Source organism: Mesorhizobium sp. C395A (assembly GCF_030323205.1).
Classification (GTDB): Bacteria; Pseudomonadota; Alphaproteobacteria; order Rhizobiales; family Rhizobiaceae; genus Mesorhizobium.
The window spans coordinates 1576629-1590290 of the sequence record NZ_CP100473.1; the positions used below are offsets into that span (position 1 = coordinate 1576629).

Annotated in this window: 19 protein-coding genes; 16 read left to right on the top strand and 3 right to left on the bottom strand. The window is 62.6% G+C overall.

The features are described 5' to 3' along the window. Positions 1-68: 68 nt before the first annotated feature. A complete protein-coding gene (locus NLY37_RS07845) occupies positions 69-656 on the top strand; it encodes a hypothetical protein (protein WP_023742456.1) in 588 nt (195 codons plus the stop codon). Continuing rightward, entirely contained in the window at positions 656-997 is a 342-nt protein-coding gene (locus NLY37_RS07850; protein ID WP_023670995.1) for a DUF6105 family protein, read from the top strand. The genes NLY37_RS07845 and NLY37_RS07850 overlap by 1 nt, the downstream gene beginning before the upstream one ends. Here the strand turns inward: NLY37_RS07850 and ruvX are convergent. Next, a complete protein-coding gene (gene ruvX / locus NLY37_RS07855) occupies positions 915-1421 on the bottom strand; it encodes a Holliday junction resolvase RuvX (protein ID WP_023742455.1) in 507 nt (168 codons plus the stop codon). The two genes, NLY37_RS07850 and ruvX, sit on opposite strands and share 83 nt — an antisense overlap. Positions 1422-1602: 181 nt before the next feature. Between ruvX and NLY37_RS07860 the strand changes: the two genes are divergently transcribed. The 7 genes from NLY37_RS07860 to NLY37_RS07890 all read left to right on the top strand — a co-directional run bounded on the left by NLY37_RS07860 (position 1603) and on the right by NLY37_RS07890 (position 6534). Then, entirely contained in the window at positions 1603-2310 is a 708-nt protein-coding gene (locus NLY37_RS07860) for a metal-dependent hydrolase (protein WP_023684673.1), read from the top strand. 44 nt (positions 2311-2354) lie between these two features. Next, positions 2355-2771 (top strand): hypothetical protein, encoded by a 417-nt coding sequence (locus tag NLY37_RS07865; RefSeq protein ID WP_023742453.1) that lies wholly within the window; start codon positions 2355-2357, stop codon positions 2769-2771. A gap of 110 nt (positions 2772-2881) precedes the next feature. Then, complete coding sequence (gene gatC / locus NLY37_RS07870) at positions 2882-3169, top strand: Asp-tRNA(Asn)/Glu-tRNA(Gln) amidotransferase subunit GatC (protein WP_023670999.1); 288 nt, start codon at positions 2882-2884, stop codon at positions 3167-3169. Positions 3170-3176: 7 nt separating this feature from the next. After that, positions 3177-3632 carry a GNAT family N-acetyltransferase gene (locus tag NLY37_RS07875; RefSeq protein ID WP_023671000.1) on the top strand — a complete coding sequence of 152 codons (456 nt, stop codon included), beginning with the start codon at positions 3177-3179 and terminating at the stop codon, positions 3630-3632. After that, positions 3632-5197, top strand: coding sequence for an amidase (locus NLY37_RS07880; protein WP_023688592.1), 1566 nt, complete (start codon positions 3632-3634; stop codon positions 5195-5197). Before NLY37_RS07875 ends, NLY37_RS07880 begins: the two co-directional genes overlap by 1 nt. A 1-nt stretch (position 5198) precedes the next feature. After that, positions 5199-5729 carry a hypothetical protein gene (locus tag NLY37_RS07885; RefSeq protein WP_023742452.1) on the top strand — a complete coding sequence of 177 codons (531 nt, stop codon included), beginning with the start codon at positions 5199-5201 and terminating at the stop codon, positions 5727-5729. Between the two features lie 7 nt (positions 5730-5736). Then, the gene (locus NLY37_RS07890; protein WP_023742451.1) at positions 5737-6534 is read left to right on the top strand and encodes a YdcF family protein; all 798 of its coding nucleotides are present in this window, start codon (positions 5737-5739) and stop codon (positions 6532-6534) included. On the opposite strand, the gene NLY37_RS07895 is transcribed toward NLY37_RS07890, so the two are convergent. Further along, positions 6483-7226, bottom strand: a complete 744-nt coding sequence (locus NLY37_RS07895; RefSeq protein WP_023671004.1) for a DUF599 domain-containing protein — start codon at positions 7224-7226, stop codon at positions 6483-6485. The genes NLY37_RS07890 and NLY37_RS07895 overlap by 52 nt on opposite strands. Before the next feature lie 272 nt (positions 7227-7498). On the opposite strand from NLY37_RS07895, the gene NLY37_RS07900 reads away from it, so the two are divergent. From NLY37_RS07900 to NLY37_RS07915, 4 genes are all read left to right on the top strand, one after another. Continuing rightward, positions 7499-8902: an L-serine ammonia-lyase gene (locus NLY37_RS07900; protein ID WP_023684678.1), complete on the top strand. Its 1404-nt coding sequence runs from the start codon at positions 7499-7501 to the stop codon at positions 8900-8902. A gap of 78 nt (positions 8903-8980) precedes the next feature. Further along, a complete protein-coding gene (locus tag NLY37_RS07905; RefSeq protein WP_023671006.1) occupies positions 8981-9418 on the top strand; it encodes a DUF1489 family protein in 438 nt (145 codons plus the stop codon). A 103-nt stretch (positions 9419-9521) separates the two neighbouring features. Further along, the gene (locus NLY37_RS07910) at positions 9522-10247 is read left to right on the top strand and encodes a hypothetical protein (protein WP_023742450.1); all 726 of its coding nucleotides are present in this window, start codon (positions 9522-9524) and stop codon (positions 10245-10247) included. After that, the gene (locus tag NLY37_RS07915; protein WP_023742449.1) at positions 10247-10945 is read left to right on the top strand and encodes a DnaJ domain-containing protein; all 699 of its coding nucleotides are present in this window, start codon (positions 10247-10249) and stop codon (positions 10943-10945) included. The genes NLY37_RS07910 and NLY37_RS07915 overlap by 1 nt, the downstream gene beginning before the upstream one ends. A gap of 46 nt (positions 10946-10991) precedes the next feature. On the opposite strand, the gene NLY37_RS07920 is transcribed toward NLY37_RS07915, so the two are convergent. Beyond that, positions 10992-12386: an SPOR domain-containing protein gene (locus tag NLY37_RS07920; RefSeq protein ID WP_502882099.1), complete on the bottom strand. Its 1395-nt coding sequence runs from the start codon at positions 12384-12386 to the stop codon at positions 10992-10994. Positions 12387-12454: 68 nt separating this feature from the next. Between NLY37_RS07920 and NLY37_RS07925 the strand changes: the two genes are divergently transcribed. From NLY37_RS07925 to clpS, 3 genes are all read left to right on the top strand, one after another. Further along, positions 12455-12730, top strand: a complete 276-nt coding sequence (locus NLY37_RS07925; protein ID WP_023726657.1) for a hypothetical protein — start codon at positions 12455-12457, stop codon at positions 12728-12730. Continuing rightward, positions 12727-13056, top strand: a complete 330-nt coding sequence (locus tag NLY37_RS07930; RefSeq protein ID WP_023671011.1) for a phasin family protein — start codon at positions 12727-12729, stop codon at positions 13054-13056. Before NLY37_RS07925 ends, NLY37_RS07930 begins: the two co-directional genes overlap by 4 nt. A gap of 277 nt (positions 13057-13333) precedes the next feature. Beyond that, positions 13334-13660 carry an ATP-dependent Clp protease adapter ClpS gene (clpS, locus tag NLY37_RS07935; RefSeq protein WP_023671012.1) on the top strand — a complete coding sequence of 109 codons (327 nt, stop codon included), beginning with the start codon at positions 13334-13336 and terminating at the stop codon, positions 13658-13660. Positions 13661-13662: the final 2 nt, after the last annotated feature.

The window sequence follows — 13662 nt, forward strand, 5'->3', positions numbered from 1 at the left end:
AACGAATGGTTTCCGTTGCAGCCGCAGGCCGCAGACCCCACTGTCTTTGTCACCAAAGCAGGAATGCCATGCGGCACATTTTGACGTCCTTTCTGGCCTTGCACTGGGCGCTGGTTTTCGCCCTGCTGGCGTTCATCTGTGTCGATGGAAACCGCGGCGTTGCGGGCGCTCTGGGCGTGCTCGGCGTCGTCGTGGAAAACACTCGTCTGGCCGATCTCGACAATGCTGCCGTCGTGGCGCCGCTGGCCATCGCCTTGCTGGTCGTGGCGGTGCTGTTTTGCTGGGTCTTCGTCGAGAGCCTGGTTAACGCCGCGGCGAGCCCGGACGGAGCCGACAGTGTGGCGCGGACCGCCTTCATTTCGGCATCCGCGGTGTTGTCGCTCATCCTGATCGGCGGCGCAGCGCGAGGCATCAACGGCCTGTTTTTGGTTGTCGCCGTGCAATTGGCGGCACTTCTGGCCTCCTATGTCGCCATGCTGGCCGAGCGGAGGTCGGTCTTCGCTGTCATGGTTTCTCGGGAGGCAGAGAGCCGCGCCACCGCCCATGCCATAGCCAAGGGTGCCGCGCACGGCTCCTTGCTGTCGCGCATTTCCGGCCGTCCGGACATTGGTCCCAGCGGTCGCAGAGGCGGCTCCAGCCGCAGGGACGGTCACTGATGCGCACGCTGTTCGCATTGTGGGCCGCGCCACTCGCTCTGTTCTGGGGCTGGTTCTTCCTGTCGCTCAACGACATCAATTTCGGCTACGTCATGCTCAGCCGGCAGCTGCATGATTTCGTGTTCCAGCTCTACGGGCAGATGCTGGGCATCGATCCGGCGATCATTCCGGGCATGGTGGCAAGGGCCTGCATCTTCGACGGCTTCCTGCTGATGGCATTGTGGGCGTTTCGCCGCCGCCGCAACATCATGGCCTGGGTCAGGCGGCAGGCGGGGAATCCGGTTCCGTCCGATCGCGTGGGTCAAGCGACTGGAGCCGGTCCAGAACTCCCTGCAGAATAAAGGCCGCAGCCGCCGAATCGATCTTGTCGGCGCGCTTTCGGCGCGAGAAATCCATCTCGATCAGCGTCCGCTCCGCCGCCACCGTCGACAGCCGCTCGTCCCACAGCACGAAGGGCAGGTCGGTTATGCCTGCCATGTTGCGCACGAAGGCGCGCGACTTCTGGGCGCGGGGACCTTCCGACCCATCCATGTTGATCGGAAGACCGAGCACAAACGCGCCGACATTGTCCTTCTGCAGTTGGGCGAGCAGCGCTGCCGCATCCAGCGAAAACTTTTTGCGCAGGATGACCGGGCGCGGATGGGCAAAGGACAGGCCGCGGTCGGAAACGGCGACACCGATCGTCTTGTCGCCGAGGTCGAGCCCGGCCAGCGTCCTGCCGCCTTCCAGGCGTGACGGCAGATCCTCGATTGCTATGATGCCCAACGGCTTTCCCCACCAGCTTTACCGTGACCCAGTCTTAACCGTGACCCAGACTTACCGTGACCCAGACTTGCCGTAACAAAGACCGCGACACGTTCTTTTGAACCGCGAGCACACTATGTCACTTTAATTTTGCTGCCGGCGTTCTATCTTCCGGCGCAACCAAAATCGAGGAACACGATCGATGAAATTGACCTGGTACGGACATTCCGCCTTCCGCGTCGAGACATCAGGCGCGACCATCCTGATCGACCCCTATCTCGTCGGCAACCCATCATGGACGAGCGGCTGGGAGGGGCCGGCGGAAGGCGTCACCCATGTGCTTTTGACCCACGGCCACAGTGACCATGTCAGCGGCGCGGTGGAGGTGCTGAAGAAGAGCGGCGCCCAGCTGGTCGCCAATTACGAGATCTGCATGTACCTGGTCGGCAAGGGCGTCGACGGCAAGAAGATCAATCCCGGCAATCATGGAGGCACCGTCGATTGCGGTGCCTTCACCACCACCTTCGTGCAGGCACTGCATTCCTCGTCGTTTGGGCTCGATGGCGGCCAGAACGTCTACCTCGGCAATCCCAACGGGCTGGTCCTGCATTTCCCGGAGGACAAGACGCTCTACCATATGGGCGACACCGACATCTTCTCCGATATGGCGCTGATCGAGGAACTGCATGAGCCGAAGATCGGCCTCGTGCCGGTCGGCGACCGCTTCACCATGGGCGGCGCGGTGGCGGCCCTGGCCTGCCGGCGCTTCTTCCACTTCGACACGGTCGTTCCCTGCCATTTCGGCACCTTCCCGATCATCGACGCGACGGCGGAGAAGTTCGTGGCCGGCCTCGAAGGGTCAGGTGTCGACGTAGCCTTGCCAGCGATCGGCCAAACGATCACACTATAAAGCGATCGTTTGAACGATCCCTTGTCGCAAAGGGGAATCAAACCATGGGCTTGAGAGTGACTCTTTGCGTGTCGATGCTGGTTGCGGCGTCGCCCGCATCCGCCGCCGAGGACTTCATCAAGGGCGTTTACCTCCAGACCCAGGAGCTTTGCGCGCAAGCCAAAAAGGACACGCTGCAGACGCTGATCGACACCGGCAATGTCATCTTGTCGGCGGACGGCCTGCAAGGCGTCGAGTATAATTGCGAGTTCGTCCAGGTCACCAAGGCGACGCGCTCGCCGAGCTGGGCGGTCACTGCCATCTGCCAGGAGCCGGGCTTTCTCTTTCCCGATATACTGTCGATCACGCAGATGAACGCGACCCAAATCGACATCGTCTCGGTGCGCCCGACCGCCGACGAAGGCGAGCAGGCCGGCAATGGCGGCAGCTATTATCTGTGCGAGGGTGTATCGCTGCCCTAGGCTGAAATGCCGCCCTGGCATGAACGGGCTCTATCCCCAAGCACGATCGATGTTGCGCGGCACGCGCCACGCCGCTATAGCGCCATCTGGTTTTCCCAAAGGCTAAAGACATGTCCGTTGATCTGCAAACTGTGAAGCGCGTCGCGCGTCTCGCCCGCATTGCGGTGAGCGAGGAGGATGCCGAGCGCATGACCGGCGAGCTGAACGCCATTCTGGGCTTTGTCGAGCAGCTGAACGAGGTCGATGTCTCCGGCGTCGAACCGATGACATCGGTGACGCCGATGGAGATGAAGAAGCGCCAAGACATCGTCACGGACGGCAACAAGGCCGCCGATATCGTCGCCAATGCGCCGGCCACTGACGAGAATTTCTTCCTCGTGCCGAAGGTCGTGGAGTAGGCGGCCGATGGCAATCGAGATCGCGATCGAAACGCCGCTGCAGGACGATGTCCGCGCTTTGGTAGAGGAGCTCAACGCGGCTCTGCTCGAACTGACGCCGCCGGAGCATTGCTACCATCTGACGGTCGAGCAGATGGCTGGCGACGACACCACCGTCTTTATCGCCCGCGACGACGGGCAAGCCATCGGCTGCGGCGCGCTGAAGCGCCATGATGCCCGCGTCGGTGAGGTCAAGCGTATGTACACGCGGCCTTCGCATCGGGGCAGGAAGATCGGCGCCAAGATCGTCGAACATGTCGAAACGCTGGCGCGCAGCGAAGGGCTGAAGCGCCTGGTGCTTGAAACCGGCGACCGCCATCCCGCCGCCTGGACCGTCTACGAACGCGCCGGCTTCTCGCGCTGCGGGCCGGTGCTGGATTATCCCGATTCCGAGTGGTCGGTGTTTTACGAAAAGAGCCTTTGATGAGCGAACTGACCCATCTGACAATTTCGCAGGCGCGCGCCAAGCTGCGCGCCAAGGAGATTTCGGCCGTCGAAATCACCGAGGCCTATCTCGGTGCCATCGAGCGCGCCAATCCGGTGCTCAATGCCTACATCGTCGTCACCGGCGACAAGGCGCGCGATATGGCCAAAGCTTCCGACGCCAGGCTCGCCAAGGGCCAGGGCGGTGCGCTGGAAGGCATCCCGCTCGGCATCAAGGACCTGTTCGGCACCGAAGGTATCCACACCCAGGCCTGCAGCCATGTGCTGGACGGCTTCAAGCCGCGCTACGAATCGACCGTCACCGCCAATCTGTGGGCAGACGGCGCCGTCATGCTGGGCAAGCTTAACATGGACGAGTTCGCCATGGGCTCGTCCAACGAGACCTCCTATTACGGCCCTGTCGTCAATCCGTGGCGGCGTTCGCGCCTCGACACGGTGGTGATGCCGACCACGCATCAGGGCGATGGCGGTTTCGTTTCGGCCGGCGGCACCAAGACCGCGCGCACGCTGGACAATGCCCAACTGGTGCCGGGGGGCTCGTCGGGGGGCTCGGCTTCCGCCGTCTCGGCTTTCCTGTGCGCCGGCGCCACCGCCACCGACACCGGCGGCTCGATCCGCCAGCCAGCCGCCTTCACCGGCACCGTCGGCATCAAGCCGACCTATGGCCGCTGCTCGCGCTGGGGCATCGTCGCCTTCGCTTCGTCGCTCGATCAGGCCGGCCCGATCGCCCGGGACGTGCGCGATGCCGCGATCATGCTGAAGTCCATGGCCTCGGTCGACGCCAAGGACACCACTTCCGTCGACCGGCCGGTGCCGGATTACGAGGCGGCGATCGGCAAACCGATCAGGGGCATGAAGGTCGGCATTCCCCGGGAATACCGCGTCGACGGCATGCCGGAAGAGATCGAGGCGCTGTGGCAGAAGGGCATTGCCTGGCTCAGGGATGCCGGCGCCGAGATCGTCGACATCTCGCTGCCGCACACCAAATACGCTTTGCCGGCTTATTATATCGTTGCGCCCGCCGAAGCGTCATCCAATCTGGCGCGCTATGACGGCGTCCGCTACGGCCTGCGCGTGCCGGGCCAGGACATTGTCGACATGTACGAAAAGACCCGAGCCGCCGGGTTCGGTCGGGAGGTCAAGCGTCGCATCATGATCGGCACCTATGTGCTGTCGGCAGGCTATTACGATGCCTACTATCTGCAGGCGCAGAAGGTGCGCAATTTGATCAAGCGCGACTTCGAGACGGTTTTTGCCGACGGCGTCGACGTCATCCTGACGCCGGCGACGCCGTCGGCCGCCTTCGGCATCGCTGACGAGGACATGGCCGCCGATCCGGTCAAAATGTACCTCAACGACATTTTCACGGTGACCGTGAACATGGCCGGACTGCCGGGCATTGCCGTGCCTGCCGGCCTCGATGCCAAGGGCCTGCCGCTCGGCCTGCAGCTGATTGGCCGTCCCTTCGACGAGGAAACCCTGTTCCAGACAGCCGCCGTCATCGAGCAGGCGGCGGGAACCTTCCAGCCGGAGAAGTGGTGGTAGCATGCCGCCTCCGTCTCGCATTTCCATCGTCGAGACGGGAAACGAACTGCTGATCACGAACCCGCCACGCACCTCGGATTTCAGGACAGTCTTTGTCCTGATCGGGGCCGCGATCGTCGCCTACACCGGCTACATGGGATTGACAGATATGTCGTCCGCAACGCTCACCAGCGGCACGCTCGGCCTGCTGTCCTTCGTGGCGGTCATTGCCCTCTTCACCTATTTCCTGGGCAAGGATTTCATCTGGCGGGTGTTCGGCAGGGAAACCCTGCGGCTGACCGACACCGCAGCCGTGCGCTCGGTGAGGGGTTCTTTGCGAAATCGGTGGTCACTGCCTTTGAAAGGGCATCTTAGGGTCGAAATCCTCGACCACACCTATCCCACGGACGAAGTGGAACTGTCGGAAGTCATCAGCTTGACCAACGCGAACGGCGTCCTTGTTTTCGGCAGGGAGTTAAGCCGCATCGAAGCGGAAGCGGTGGCGAGTGCGGTCGAGCACTTCATCGGCCGTCACAATTTGAGCTGGAGATAGGCAGGCAATGTTCTTCTATCTCTCCAAGATCTTCTGGTTCTTCGTCCAACCACTCAACCTGGCGATCTTCCTGCTGTTTGCCGGCTTGCTCGCGGCGCTGATCGGCCGCCGGCGATCGGCGGCGACGGGCAGTGTGTTCGCCTTCCTCATTCTGGCGCTGTCGGCCTGGACCTTGCTTGGCGCCATGATGCTCAATCCGCTCGAAGAGCGCTTCCCAAAGCCGCCGCTGCCGCGGAAGGTCGACGGCATCGTCGTGCTCGGCGGCGGTTTCGAGGGCGCCATCAATCTGGCGCGCGGTGGCTATGAGCTGAATTCCGGCGGCGACCGCATGGTCGAGACGGCGATCCTTGCCCGGCACTTTCCCGAGGCGAAAGTGGTTATCTCGGGCGGCACCGGTGAACTGTTCATCGATGGCGAGGGCGATGCGGCCACCGCGCCGCGCCTGCTCGGTGCGCTTGGCGTCGACGCGGACCGCCTGATGCTCGAGAACAAATCCCGCAACACCTATGAGAATGCCGTCTTCACCAAGGAACTAGTAACGCCGAAACCGGGCGAGACCTGGCTGCTGGTGACCTCCGCCTTCCACATGCCGCGCGCCAAGGCACTGTTCGACAAGGCCGGCTTTCAGACGGTCCCGTGGCCTGTCGACTATCGCACCTCGGGCAATGAAGGCTTTGGCCTGTTTCGCGACAACGCACCCGATTCGCTGCAGACCACGACCATGGCGATCCGCGAATGGATCGGGCTCGCCGCCTATTGGCTATCGGGCCGGATCGACCAGCTTTTCCCCGGCCCGGGCGGCTGACCGATCACCGCTTGCCTTGCGGCGGAAAAGAACTGACGCCGCACCAGCACCGCCAGAAGCAGCAGCGTCGACAGCACGAACACGATCGGGTCGACGAACCAGCCGAGATAGCCGATCGAGAAGAACACCGCGCGCAGCCCTGAATTGAAGTGCTTGCCGGCCAGCATGTTCATGCGCGCCGCGCGCCACACCGCCGTTTCGCTGACCGGGTTGCGTGACGCCTCGCCATAGGGGATCGGCACCGCGCCGATCAGGATCGTGCAGTAGTTGAAGAGACGGTAGGCCCAGCCGAACTTGAAGAAGGCGAAGGCCAGGATCAGCACCAGGCCAAAGACCTTGATCTGGAAGGCGGAGCGCGATGAGGTCGCGTTCAACGGCAGGTCGTTCAGCACGGCAAGGACCTGATCCGAGGCGCCAAGCAGCGCGAAACAGCCACCGAGCGCAATCAGCGAACTGGAGGCGAAAAAGGCGGTGCCTTGCTGCAGGCCGCTCATGATGGCGGTGTCGACGATGCGGATTTCGCGCTCGGCCATGGTGCGCATCCAGGCCTCGCGCTGCACGTTCATGGCCATCGTCAACGACACCCGGCTGACCAGTCTGCCGTCGGACGCCAGCGTATGCAGCAACCATGCAAGCAGGAAAAAAGCCAGCGCCGCCAGATCAGCCGTCGACAGATGGAAGGAATCGCCCATGCCCCCTTTTACCACAGGCAAAGCGGTCAGTTCGATGCTCCAAAGCATGTCGCCCAGAAGTGAGCTGCGGTTCTGGGACAACCACATGCATTAAAACAAGAACTTAAAGCGCGTCGCATGAACCCGTTTCAGCGCGACGCGCTTTCAGCCGGGGATGTCGCTGCCGGAGCAAACAAGGTCGGCAGGTGCAGCGCCGCAATCCGCAAAACAGCACAAACATCATGGAAAGTCCTATATGTAGGTCTTGATCCCATTCCCGGAGACGGCGCAGCGTGTTTCTTTCGGTTTTCGACTTGTTCAAGATCGGCATCGGACCGTCGAGTTCGCACACGATGGGACCGATGACGGCGGCGCAGCGGTTTCTCGACGAGATCGCCGGCGATGACTGGCCGCGCCCGGCCGGCGTCAAGGTCGATCGCATTGGCGCCAGCCTGCACGGCTCGCTCGCCTATACCGGTATCGGCCATGGCTCGGATCGCGCCGTTGTCCTCGGCCTTGCCGGCCTGACACCGCAGACGGTCGATCCCGATCAGGCCGAGGGCATCGCCACGCGCGTCGCAGCCGAGAAGCGGATATCGCCCCGCGGCCATCCCTCCTATCGCTTCGACCCGGCGACGGATCTGGTGCTCGACCGCAAGACGCCGCTCACCGGCCACGCCAACGGCATGGCCTTCTACGCTTACGATGCCGGCGACCGGCTGCTGCTCAAGCGCATCTACTATTCCATCGGCGGCGGCTTCGTGGTGTCCGAGGAAGAGCTGCAGCGGATGAAGGTGAAGGGCTCGGTGACCACAGAAGGCAAGAAGGTGCCCTATCCCTTCAAGAACGCCGTCGAGATGCTGAAGATGGCAGGCAAAAGCGGCCTGTCTATCGCCGACATGAAGCGCATCAATGAAGAGACGCATATGTCGCGCGAGGAGCTCGACAGTGGCCTTGATGCGATCTGGGGCGCCATGAAGGGCTGCATCGACCGCGGCCTGTCGCAGGATGGCATCATGCCGGGCGGGCTGAAAGTGCGCCGTCGTGCCCGCATGCTGCACGACAAGCTGCAGGAGCAATGGCAGCAGAACAAGCCCAACCCTTTGCTGGCCAATGACTGGCTGTCGATCTACGCCATGGCGGTGAACGAAGAGAACGCCGCCGGTGGACGCGTCGTCACCGCGCCGACCAATGGCGCGGCCGGCACATTGCCGGCGGTGCTGCGTTACTGGCTGCATTTCCACCCCGAGGCCGACCAGCCGAGCATCCGCGACTTCCTGCTCACGGCGGCCGCCGTCGGCGGCATCATCAAGACCAATGCCTCGATCTCCGGCGCCGAGGTCGGCTGCCAGGGCGAGGTCGGTTCGGCCTCGGCGATGGCTGCCGCGGGTCTCTGCGCCGTGATGGGCGGCACGCCCGAGCAGGTCGAGAACGCCGCCGAAATCGCGCTCGAACATCATCTCGGCATGACTTGCGATCCGGTCGGCGGTCTGGTTCAAGTGCCTTGCATCGAGCGCAACGCGCTCGGCGCCGTCAAGGCGGTCACCGCCGCCTCTCTGGCGATCAAAGGCGACGGCGTCCATTTCGTGCCGCTCGACGCCGCGATCGAAACAATGCGCCAGACGGGCCTCGACATGAACGAGAAGTACAAGGAAACCAGCCTTGGTGGGCTCGCCGTCAATGTCGTGGAATGCTGACCGCGCAACGCCACTGGCACTGTGGAGAAGTCGGGCAGGGCCGTTGACGCAATCGCGCGCCGGACTAAACCTTAAGCGATGGCACTCAATCTCCTAAAACTGTGCGTCGGTTGCGACAGCGTCGAGGACCTCGAAGAATGGATCGCCTTCCGCCTCGATGAGCGCCGCCGCGCCGGCGAACCCGCCGAGCACTGGCACACAACCCGCATGGTGCCGACGCGCGGCGCCGAGGTCACCGATGGCGGTTCGCTTTATTGGGTGATCAAGGGCAGCGTGCAATGCCGCCAGCTGATCACTGATATCAGGCCCTTCACGGACGACGAAGGCATCGGCCGTTGCCGCCTGATGCTCGACCTCGACGTCGTGCGCACCGACTGGCAGCCGCGCCGCGCCTTCCAGGGCTGGCGTTATCTCAAACCTTCGGATGCGCCCGCAGACATCGGCAAGGGCAAGGCCGGAATGGTCGAGATGCCGCCGAAACTAAAGCGCGAGCTCGCCGATCTGGGCTTGCTGTAGAGCCAAGGGCGCGGCCGCTTCTCCCAGAGCGTCGAGCGCTGGCCCTTCATCTTGTCCAAGGCTGGACTTGCAAGGGGGCCGACAACGCCACATCTTGCTTCTTATGAGCGACAAGAAGCAGCGTGTGCCCGCAAGGGCCGATCCTGCGCCGGTCAAGCCTCAATCCAATGCCGGCGAGATCGACGCCTTTATCCGTAAGGCCCGGACGCTTGTCGCGACCGGCACGGGCCGGCTGATCCTTGCCCTCGACGCAACGATGAGCCGCCAGCCGACCTGGGATCTCGCCATCAAGCTGCAGGGCGAAATGTTCGACGCCGTCGGCAAGGCCGGAACTCTCAGCGTCCAACTGGCCTATTTTCGCGGGTTGGGCGAGTGCCGCTCGTCGGCTTTTGTCGCCGACACCAATGCCCTGAAGCAGCTGATGACGCGGATCGACTGCCGTGCCGGCCACACCCAGATCGGCAAGGTGCTGGCGCATGCGCTGAAGGAAACGGCGGCGGCCAAGGTCAATGCTCTGGTCTATATCGGCGACGCCATGGAAGAGGATATCGACGACCTGGCGCAGAAGGCCGGGGGCCTCGGTCTGCACGGCGTTCCCGTCTTCGTCTTCCAGGAAGGCCATGATCCCGGCGCAGAAAAGGCGTTCAAGGAGATTGCGCGGCTGTCCAAAGGGGCTTGGTTCCGATTTGATCGGCGGGCTGCCGCGACCTTGGCCGGGCTGCTTTCGGCGGTTGCCGTCTATGCGACGGGTGGATTGAAGGCGCTCGAGGCAAGGGACAGGCCGGGAGATCGGCTGCTGATCGAGCATCTCAGGGGCGGCGGGAATTGATGGGCGCTATCATTGCACTTGTTGCACTGTTTCTGGTGCTGCTCGGCGCGGCGACGATCTTTGTCCGTACCGATGCGCAAAAACTGGCAAGCGGCATGCGCACGCTCGGGCCGGTGCTTCTGGCGCTGGTTGGCCTTGCCGTGCTGGTGGTCGGGCGCGAAGGCATTGCCGGCCTCATCCTGGCCGCGGCCCTTGCCTGGTACGGTTCGATGCGAATGAAGCGGCCGTCGGTCGGGCCGGCGCCCGGCAAGCGCTCGACGGTGCGGACCGCCGCACTGGAAATGGAGCTTGATCACGATACGGGCGGGCTTGAAGGCCTGGTTCTGGCCGGCCGTCATGAAGGCAAGATGCTGGGCGCGATGGGCCTAGCCGAGCTGCAGCAGCTTTACCGCGAACTCCCCGGCGACCCGGAGAGCCGCCAACTCCTAGAGACGTATCTTGACGGCCGTTTTCCCGTCTGGCGCAAAGACGCTGAGGCGAACGGTGGCGAAGGGCTGGGTGTTGCGCCAGGTGCGGGCGCCATGACTAAGGAGGAGGCCTACAAGATCCTTGGTCTTGAAGCGGGGGCCGCCGCGGCGGATGTCCGCAAGGCGCACCGCCGCCTGATGCAGCGCCTGCACCCCGACATCGGCGGCACGTCTTTCCTGGCGGCGCGGATCAACGAAGCCAAGGACGTCTTGCTCTCCAATCACAACTAGTCTCCTTCGACGCAGTAAATTTCCGGGAGATGGTTCCGACGCCGCCCTACTGTTGGACGGCGTAGCAGGCGATTTTCTTTTTCTTCAGGGCATTGCAGGCATTCCAGGCCGCGTCCTTCGAGCGGAAGCCGCCGAACCGGGCGCGGTAATAGGTCTCGCCATCCTTTTCGAAGGCGACGGTGAAACCGGAAGCAGCCCCAAGAACTTTGGGCGCCTGCTTGGCGGTCTTGTCTAGGAAAGCCTGGGCTTCGGACTGCTTGGGCGACGACGCCACCTGCACCGCCCAACCAGCCGGCACCGAGGCCGTGTTGACCGGGTCGACCGCCTGTGGGGATACAGGCGTGGGTTCGGCATAGGCAGCCACAATCTGCGCAGTTTCGACCTTCGGCGCCGTCACGATGACGGTCTTGACCTTCCTGGTCTTGACGACGGGGGCGGGCTCTTCGACCGCGGCCACCGTCTGTTCGTCGGCAGACTGGCCTTCAGCGGACTGCTCGTCAGCGGATGTCGGATCGTCATTGGACGCTACGGCATCGTCTTCAATGATCGGCTTGCCATCCGGCGTCGGCGCGTCATGCTTGGGCAGGAAGACCTTGGCCAGCGCCTTGACCGGATTGTCGCCGCCGGCCTTGGCGACCAGGGCGCCGCCGCCGCGGGTCGATGCGCGCGGCATGTAGGCGTTGATCAGGCCGGCCATCTGGTTGTCGCGGCTGCGCCCCGAAGTGCCGCCCATGACGACGGCGACGAGGCGGCGGTTGCCATCCGAAACCGACGAGACGAGGTTGAAGCCGGAGGCGCGGGTATAGCCGGTCTTGATGCCGTCGACGCCCTTGATGCGGCCGAGCAGACGGTTGTGGCCATTGATGCGCTGGCGGCCGTAAAGGAAGGAGCGCTGCGAGAAATAGCCGTAATACTGCGGATAATGTTCCCTGAGCGCTATGCCAAGCATCGCCATGTCGTGGGCGGTTGTGAACTGGCCGGGATCGGGCAGGCCGTTGGCATTGCGAAACACGGTGCCGTCCATGCCGAGCGCGCGCGCCTTAGCGGTCATCATGCGGGCGAAATTGCTTTCGCTGCCGCCGAGCAGTTCGCCGAGCGCGGTCGCCGAATCATTGGCCGACTTGGTCACCATCGACAGGATGGCGGTCTCGACCGAAACCGCTCCGCCCGCCTTGACGCCGAGCTTGGTCGGCGGTTCGGCCGCCGCTTTGGCCGAGAACGGCACCGGCGTGTTCCTGCTGATCCGGCCCTTCGCCATGGCCTCGAAGGTCAGATAGAGCGTCATCATCTTGGTCAACGACGCCGGGTAGCGCCGGCCGTTGGCATCGGAGGAATAAAGCACCTTGCCGGTCTTGGCGTCGACGACGATCGCCGAAGACCTGGCGGCCATCGAGGACGCGGCATCCGCAACGACAAATGACATCGCCAAAGCGAGGATCATGATCGTTTTGAGGGAAGATGCGGATTTTAAACCGAAGACCGACAACGCCTGACGCACTGATAGTTCCTTTGAAACTCATTGCCCTGGAGGCGGCAAAGGGATCCGACCTCACTTGTCGTCAAACTATCGCGGCCAGCGTTACCAATCCGTTTATGGTAACCGGCGCGTTCACCATTTTCCTCGGGCTTGAGCCTTTCTTTATTCGAATTTTAGCTGTTGCCGGCGCAGCGCGGCCTGATGCCGCTGAAATCTTGACTTTTGTGCAGCGCACAATATATTCTCGTGCATTGCACAACCGCGCTCAGGCAAGGGCGCTTCAAAACGCCAAGGGAAACGTCAAATGACCCAGACCTACGAGGACTTCTCGAAATACGGCAAGGAGTTTGCCGATACCGGATTGAAGAGCTTCACCTCGCTCTCCAAGGGCGCGCAGGCGATCGCCACTGAAGCTGGCGAATACACCAAGAAGAGCTTCGAAGCCGGCAGCGCCGCGGTCGAAAAGCTGTTCTCCGCCAAATCGCTGGAAAAGGCGGTCGAGATCCAGTCCGACTTCGCCAAGCAGAGCTATGAGAGCTTCGTTGCCGAGGCGACCAAGTTCGGCGATCTCTATGCCGATCTCGCCAAGGAGGCTTACAAGCCCTTCGAATCGATTGTCGCCAAGGCGAAGTAATTTCGCTCGAGAATACCAGGCACGGCCTTTCGGGCTTGCAAAACAGACCCGGTCGCGGATGCGCGGCCGGGTTTTTTCATGCCGGTTTCAATTCCGGGGCTTTGGCGGTTCACGATTTTGAAAATCGCCTCGGTTTGCCCACCTAGCCATATTGTCAGCTAACAAGAAGGGCTTAAAATCGTCCATCGAACACCTACATATCGAACTCGCCATGGGGATTCGAAAGAGGCAGGATTACGTGACTTCAGGTTTGACTGCCACGACAAGCGTGGTGCGGATGCAAAGTGACGGCGACGGCAATGAGGCCGGTCGCGGCACAGCCGTCATTACGCGCACCAAGACCAAGACCAAGAAGCCCAGCCTTTACAGGGTCCTCATCCTCAACGACGACTATACGCCCATGGAGTTCGTGGTTCACGTCCTGGAGCGTTTTTTTCAAAAGGACCGCGAAGCCGCCACACGCATCATGCTTCATGTTCACAATCATGGGGTGGGCGAGTGCGGGGTCTATACATTCGAGGTGGCCGAGACCAAAGTGTCTCAGGTCATGGATTTCGCCCGACAGAATCAGCATCCGCTGCAATGCGTGATGGAGAAGAAGTGAGG

What these genes read in the sequence shown, in the direction of transcription:
- gatC (WP_023670999.1), top strand. Translation starts at nt 2,882, where the DNA reads ATGTCCGTTGATCTGCAAACTGTGAAGCGCGTCGCGCGTCTCGCCCGC.
- clpS (WP_023671012.1), top strand. Translation starts at nt 13,334, where the DNA reads ATGCAAAGTGACGGCGACGGCAATGAGGCCGGTCGCGGCACAGCCGTC.
- NLY37_RS07895 (WP_023671004.1), bottom strand. Translation starts at nt 7,226, where the DNA reads ATGGGCGATTCCTTCCATCTGTCGACGGCTGATCTGGCGGCGCTGGCT.
- NLY37_RS07890 (WP_023742451.1), top strand. Translation starts at nt 5,737, where the DNA reads ATGTTCTTCTATCTCTCCAAGATCTTCTGGTTCTTCGTCCAACCACTC.
- NLY37_RS07875 (WP_023671000.1), top strand. Translation starts at nt 3,177, where the DNA reads ATGGCAATCGAGATCGCGATCGAAACGCCGCTGCAGGACGATGTCCGC.
- NLY37_RS07905 (WP_023671006.1), top strand. Translation starts at nt 8,981, where the DNA reads ATGGCACTCAATCTCCTAAAACTGTGCGTCGGTTGCGACAGCGTCGAG.
- NLY37_RS07850 (WP_023670995.1), top strand. Translation starts at nt 656, where the DNA reads ATGCGCACGCTGTTCGCATTGTGGGCCGCGCCACTCGCTCTGTTCTGG.
- NLY37_RS07885 (WP_023742452.1), top strand. Translation starts at nt 5,199, where the DNA reads ATGCCGCCTCCGTCTCGCATTTCCATCGTCGAGACGGGAAACGAACTG.
- NLY37_RS07920 (WP_502882099.1), bottom strand. Translation starts at nt 12,386, where the DNA reads ATGATCCTCGCTTTGGCGATGTCATTTGTCGTTGCGGATGCCGCGTCC.
- NLY37_RS07880 (WP_023688592.1), top strand. Translation starts at nt 3,632, where the DNA reads ATGAGCGAACTGACCCATCTGACAATTTCGCAGGCGCGCGCCAAGCTG.
- NLY37_RS07930 (WP_023671011.1), top strand. Translation starts at nt 12,727, where the DNA reads ATGACCCAGACCTACGAGGACTTCTCGAAATACGGCAAGGAGTTTGCC.
- NLY37_RS07860 (WP_023684673.1), top strand. Translation starts at nt 1,603, where the DNA reads ATGAAATTGACCTGGTACGGACATTCCGCCTTCCGCGTCGAGACATCA.
- NLY37_RS07865 (WP_023742453.1), top strand. Translation starts at nt 2,355, where the DNA reads ATGGGCTTGAGAGTGACTCTTTGCGTGTCGATGCTGGTTGCGGCGTCG.
- NLY37_RS07910 (WP_023742450.1), top strand. Translation starts at nt 9,522, where the DNA reads ATGAGCGACAAGAAGCAGCGTGTGCCCGCAAGGGCCGATCCTGCGCCG.
- NLY37_RS07845 (WP_023742456.1), top strand. Translation starts at nt 69, where the DNA reads ATGCGGCACATTTTGACGTCCTTTCTGGCCTTGCACTGGGCGCTGGTT.
- NLY37_RS07915 (WP_023742449.1), top strand. Translation starts at nt 10,247, where the DNA reads ATGGGCGCTATCATTGCACTTGTTGCACTGTTTCTGGTGCTGCTCGGC.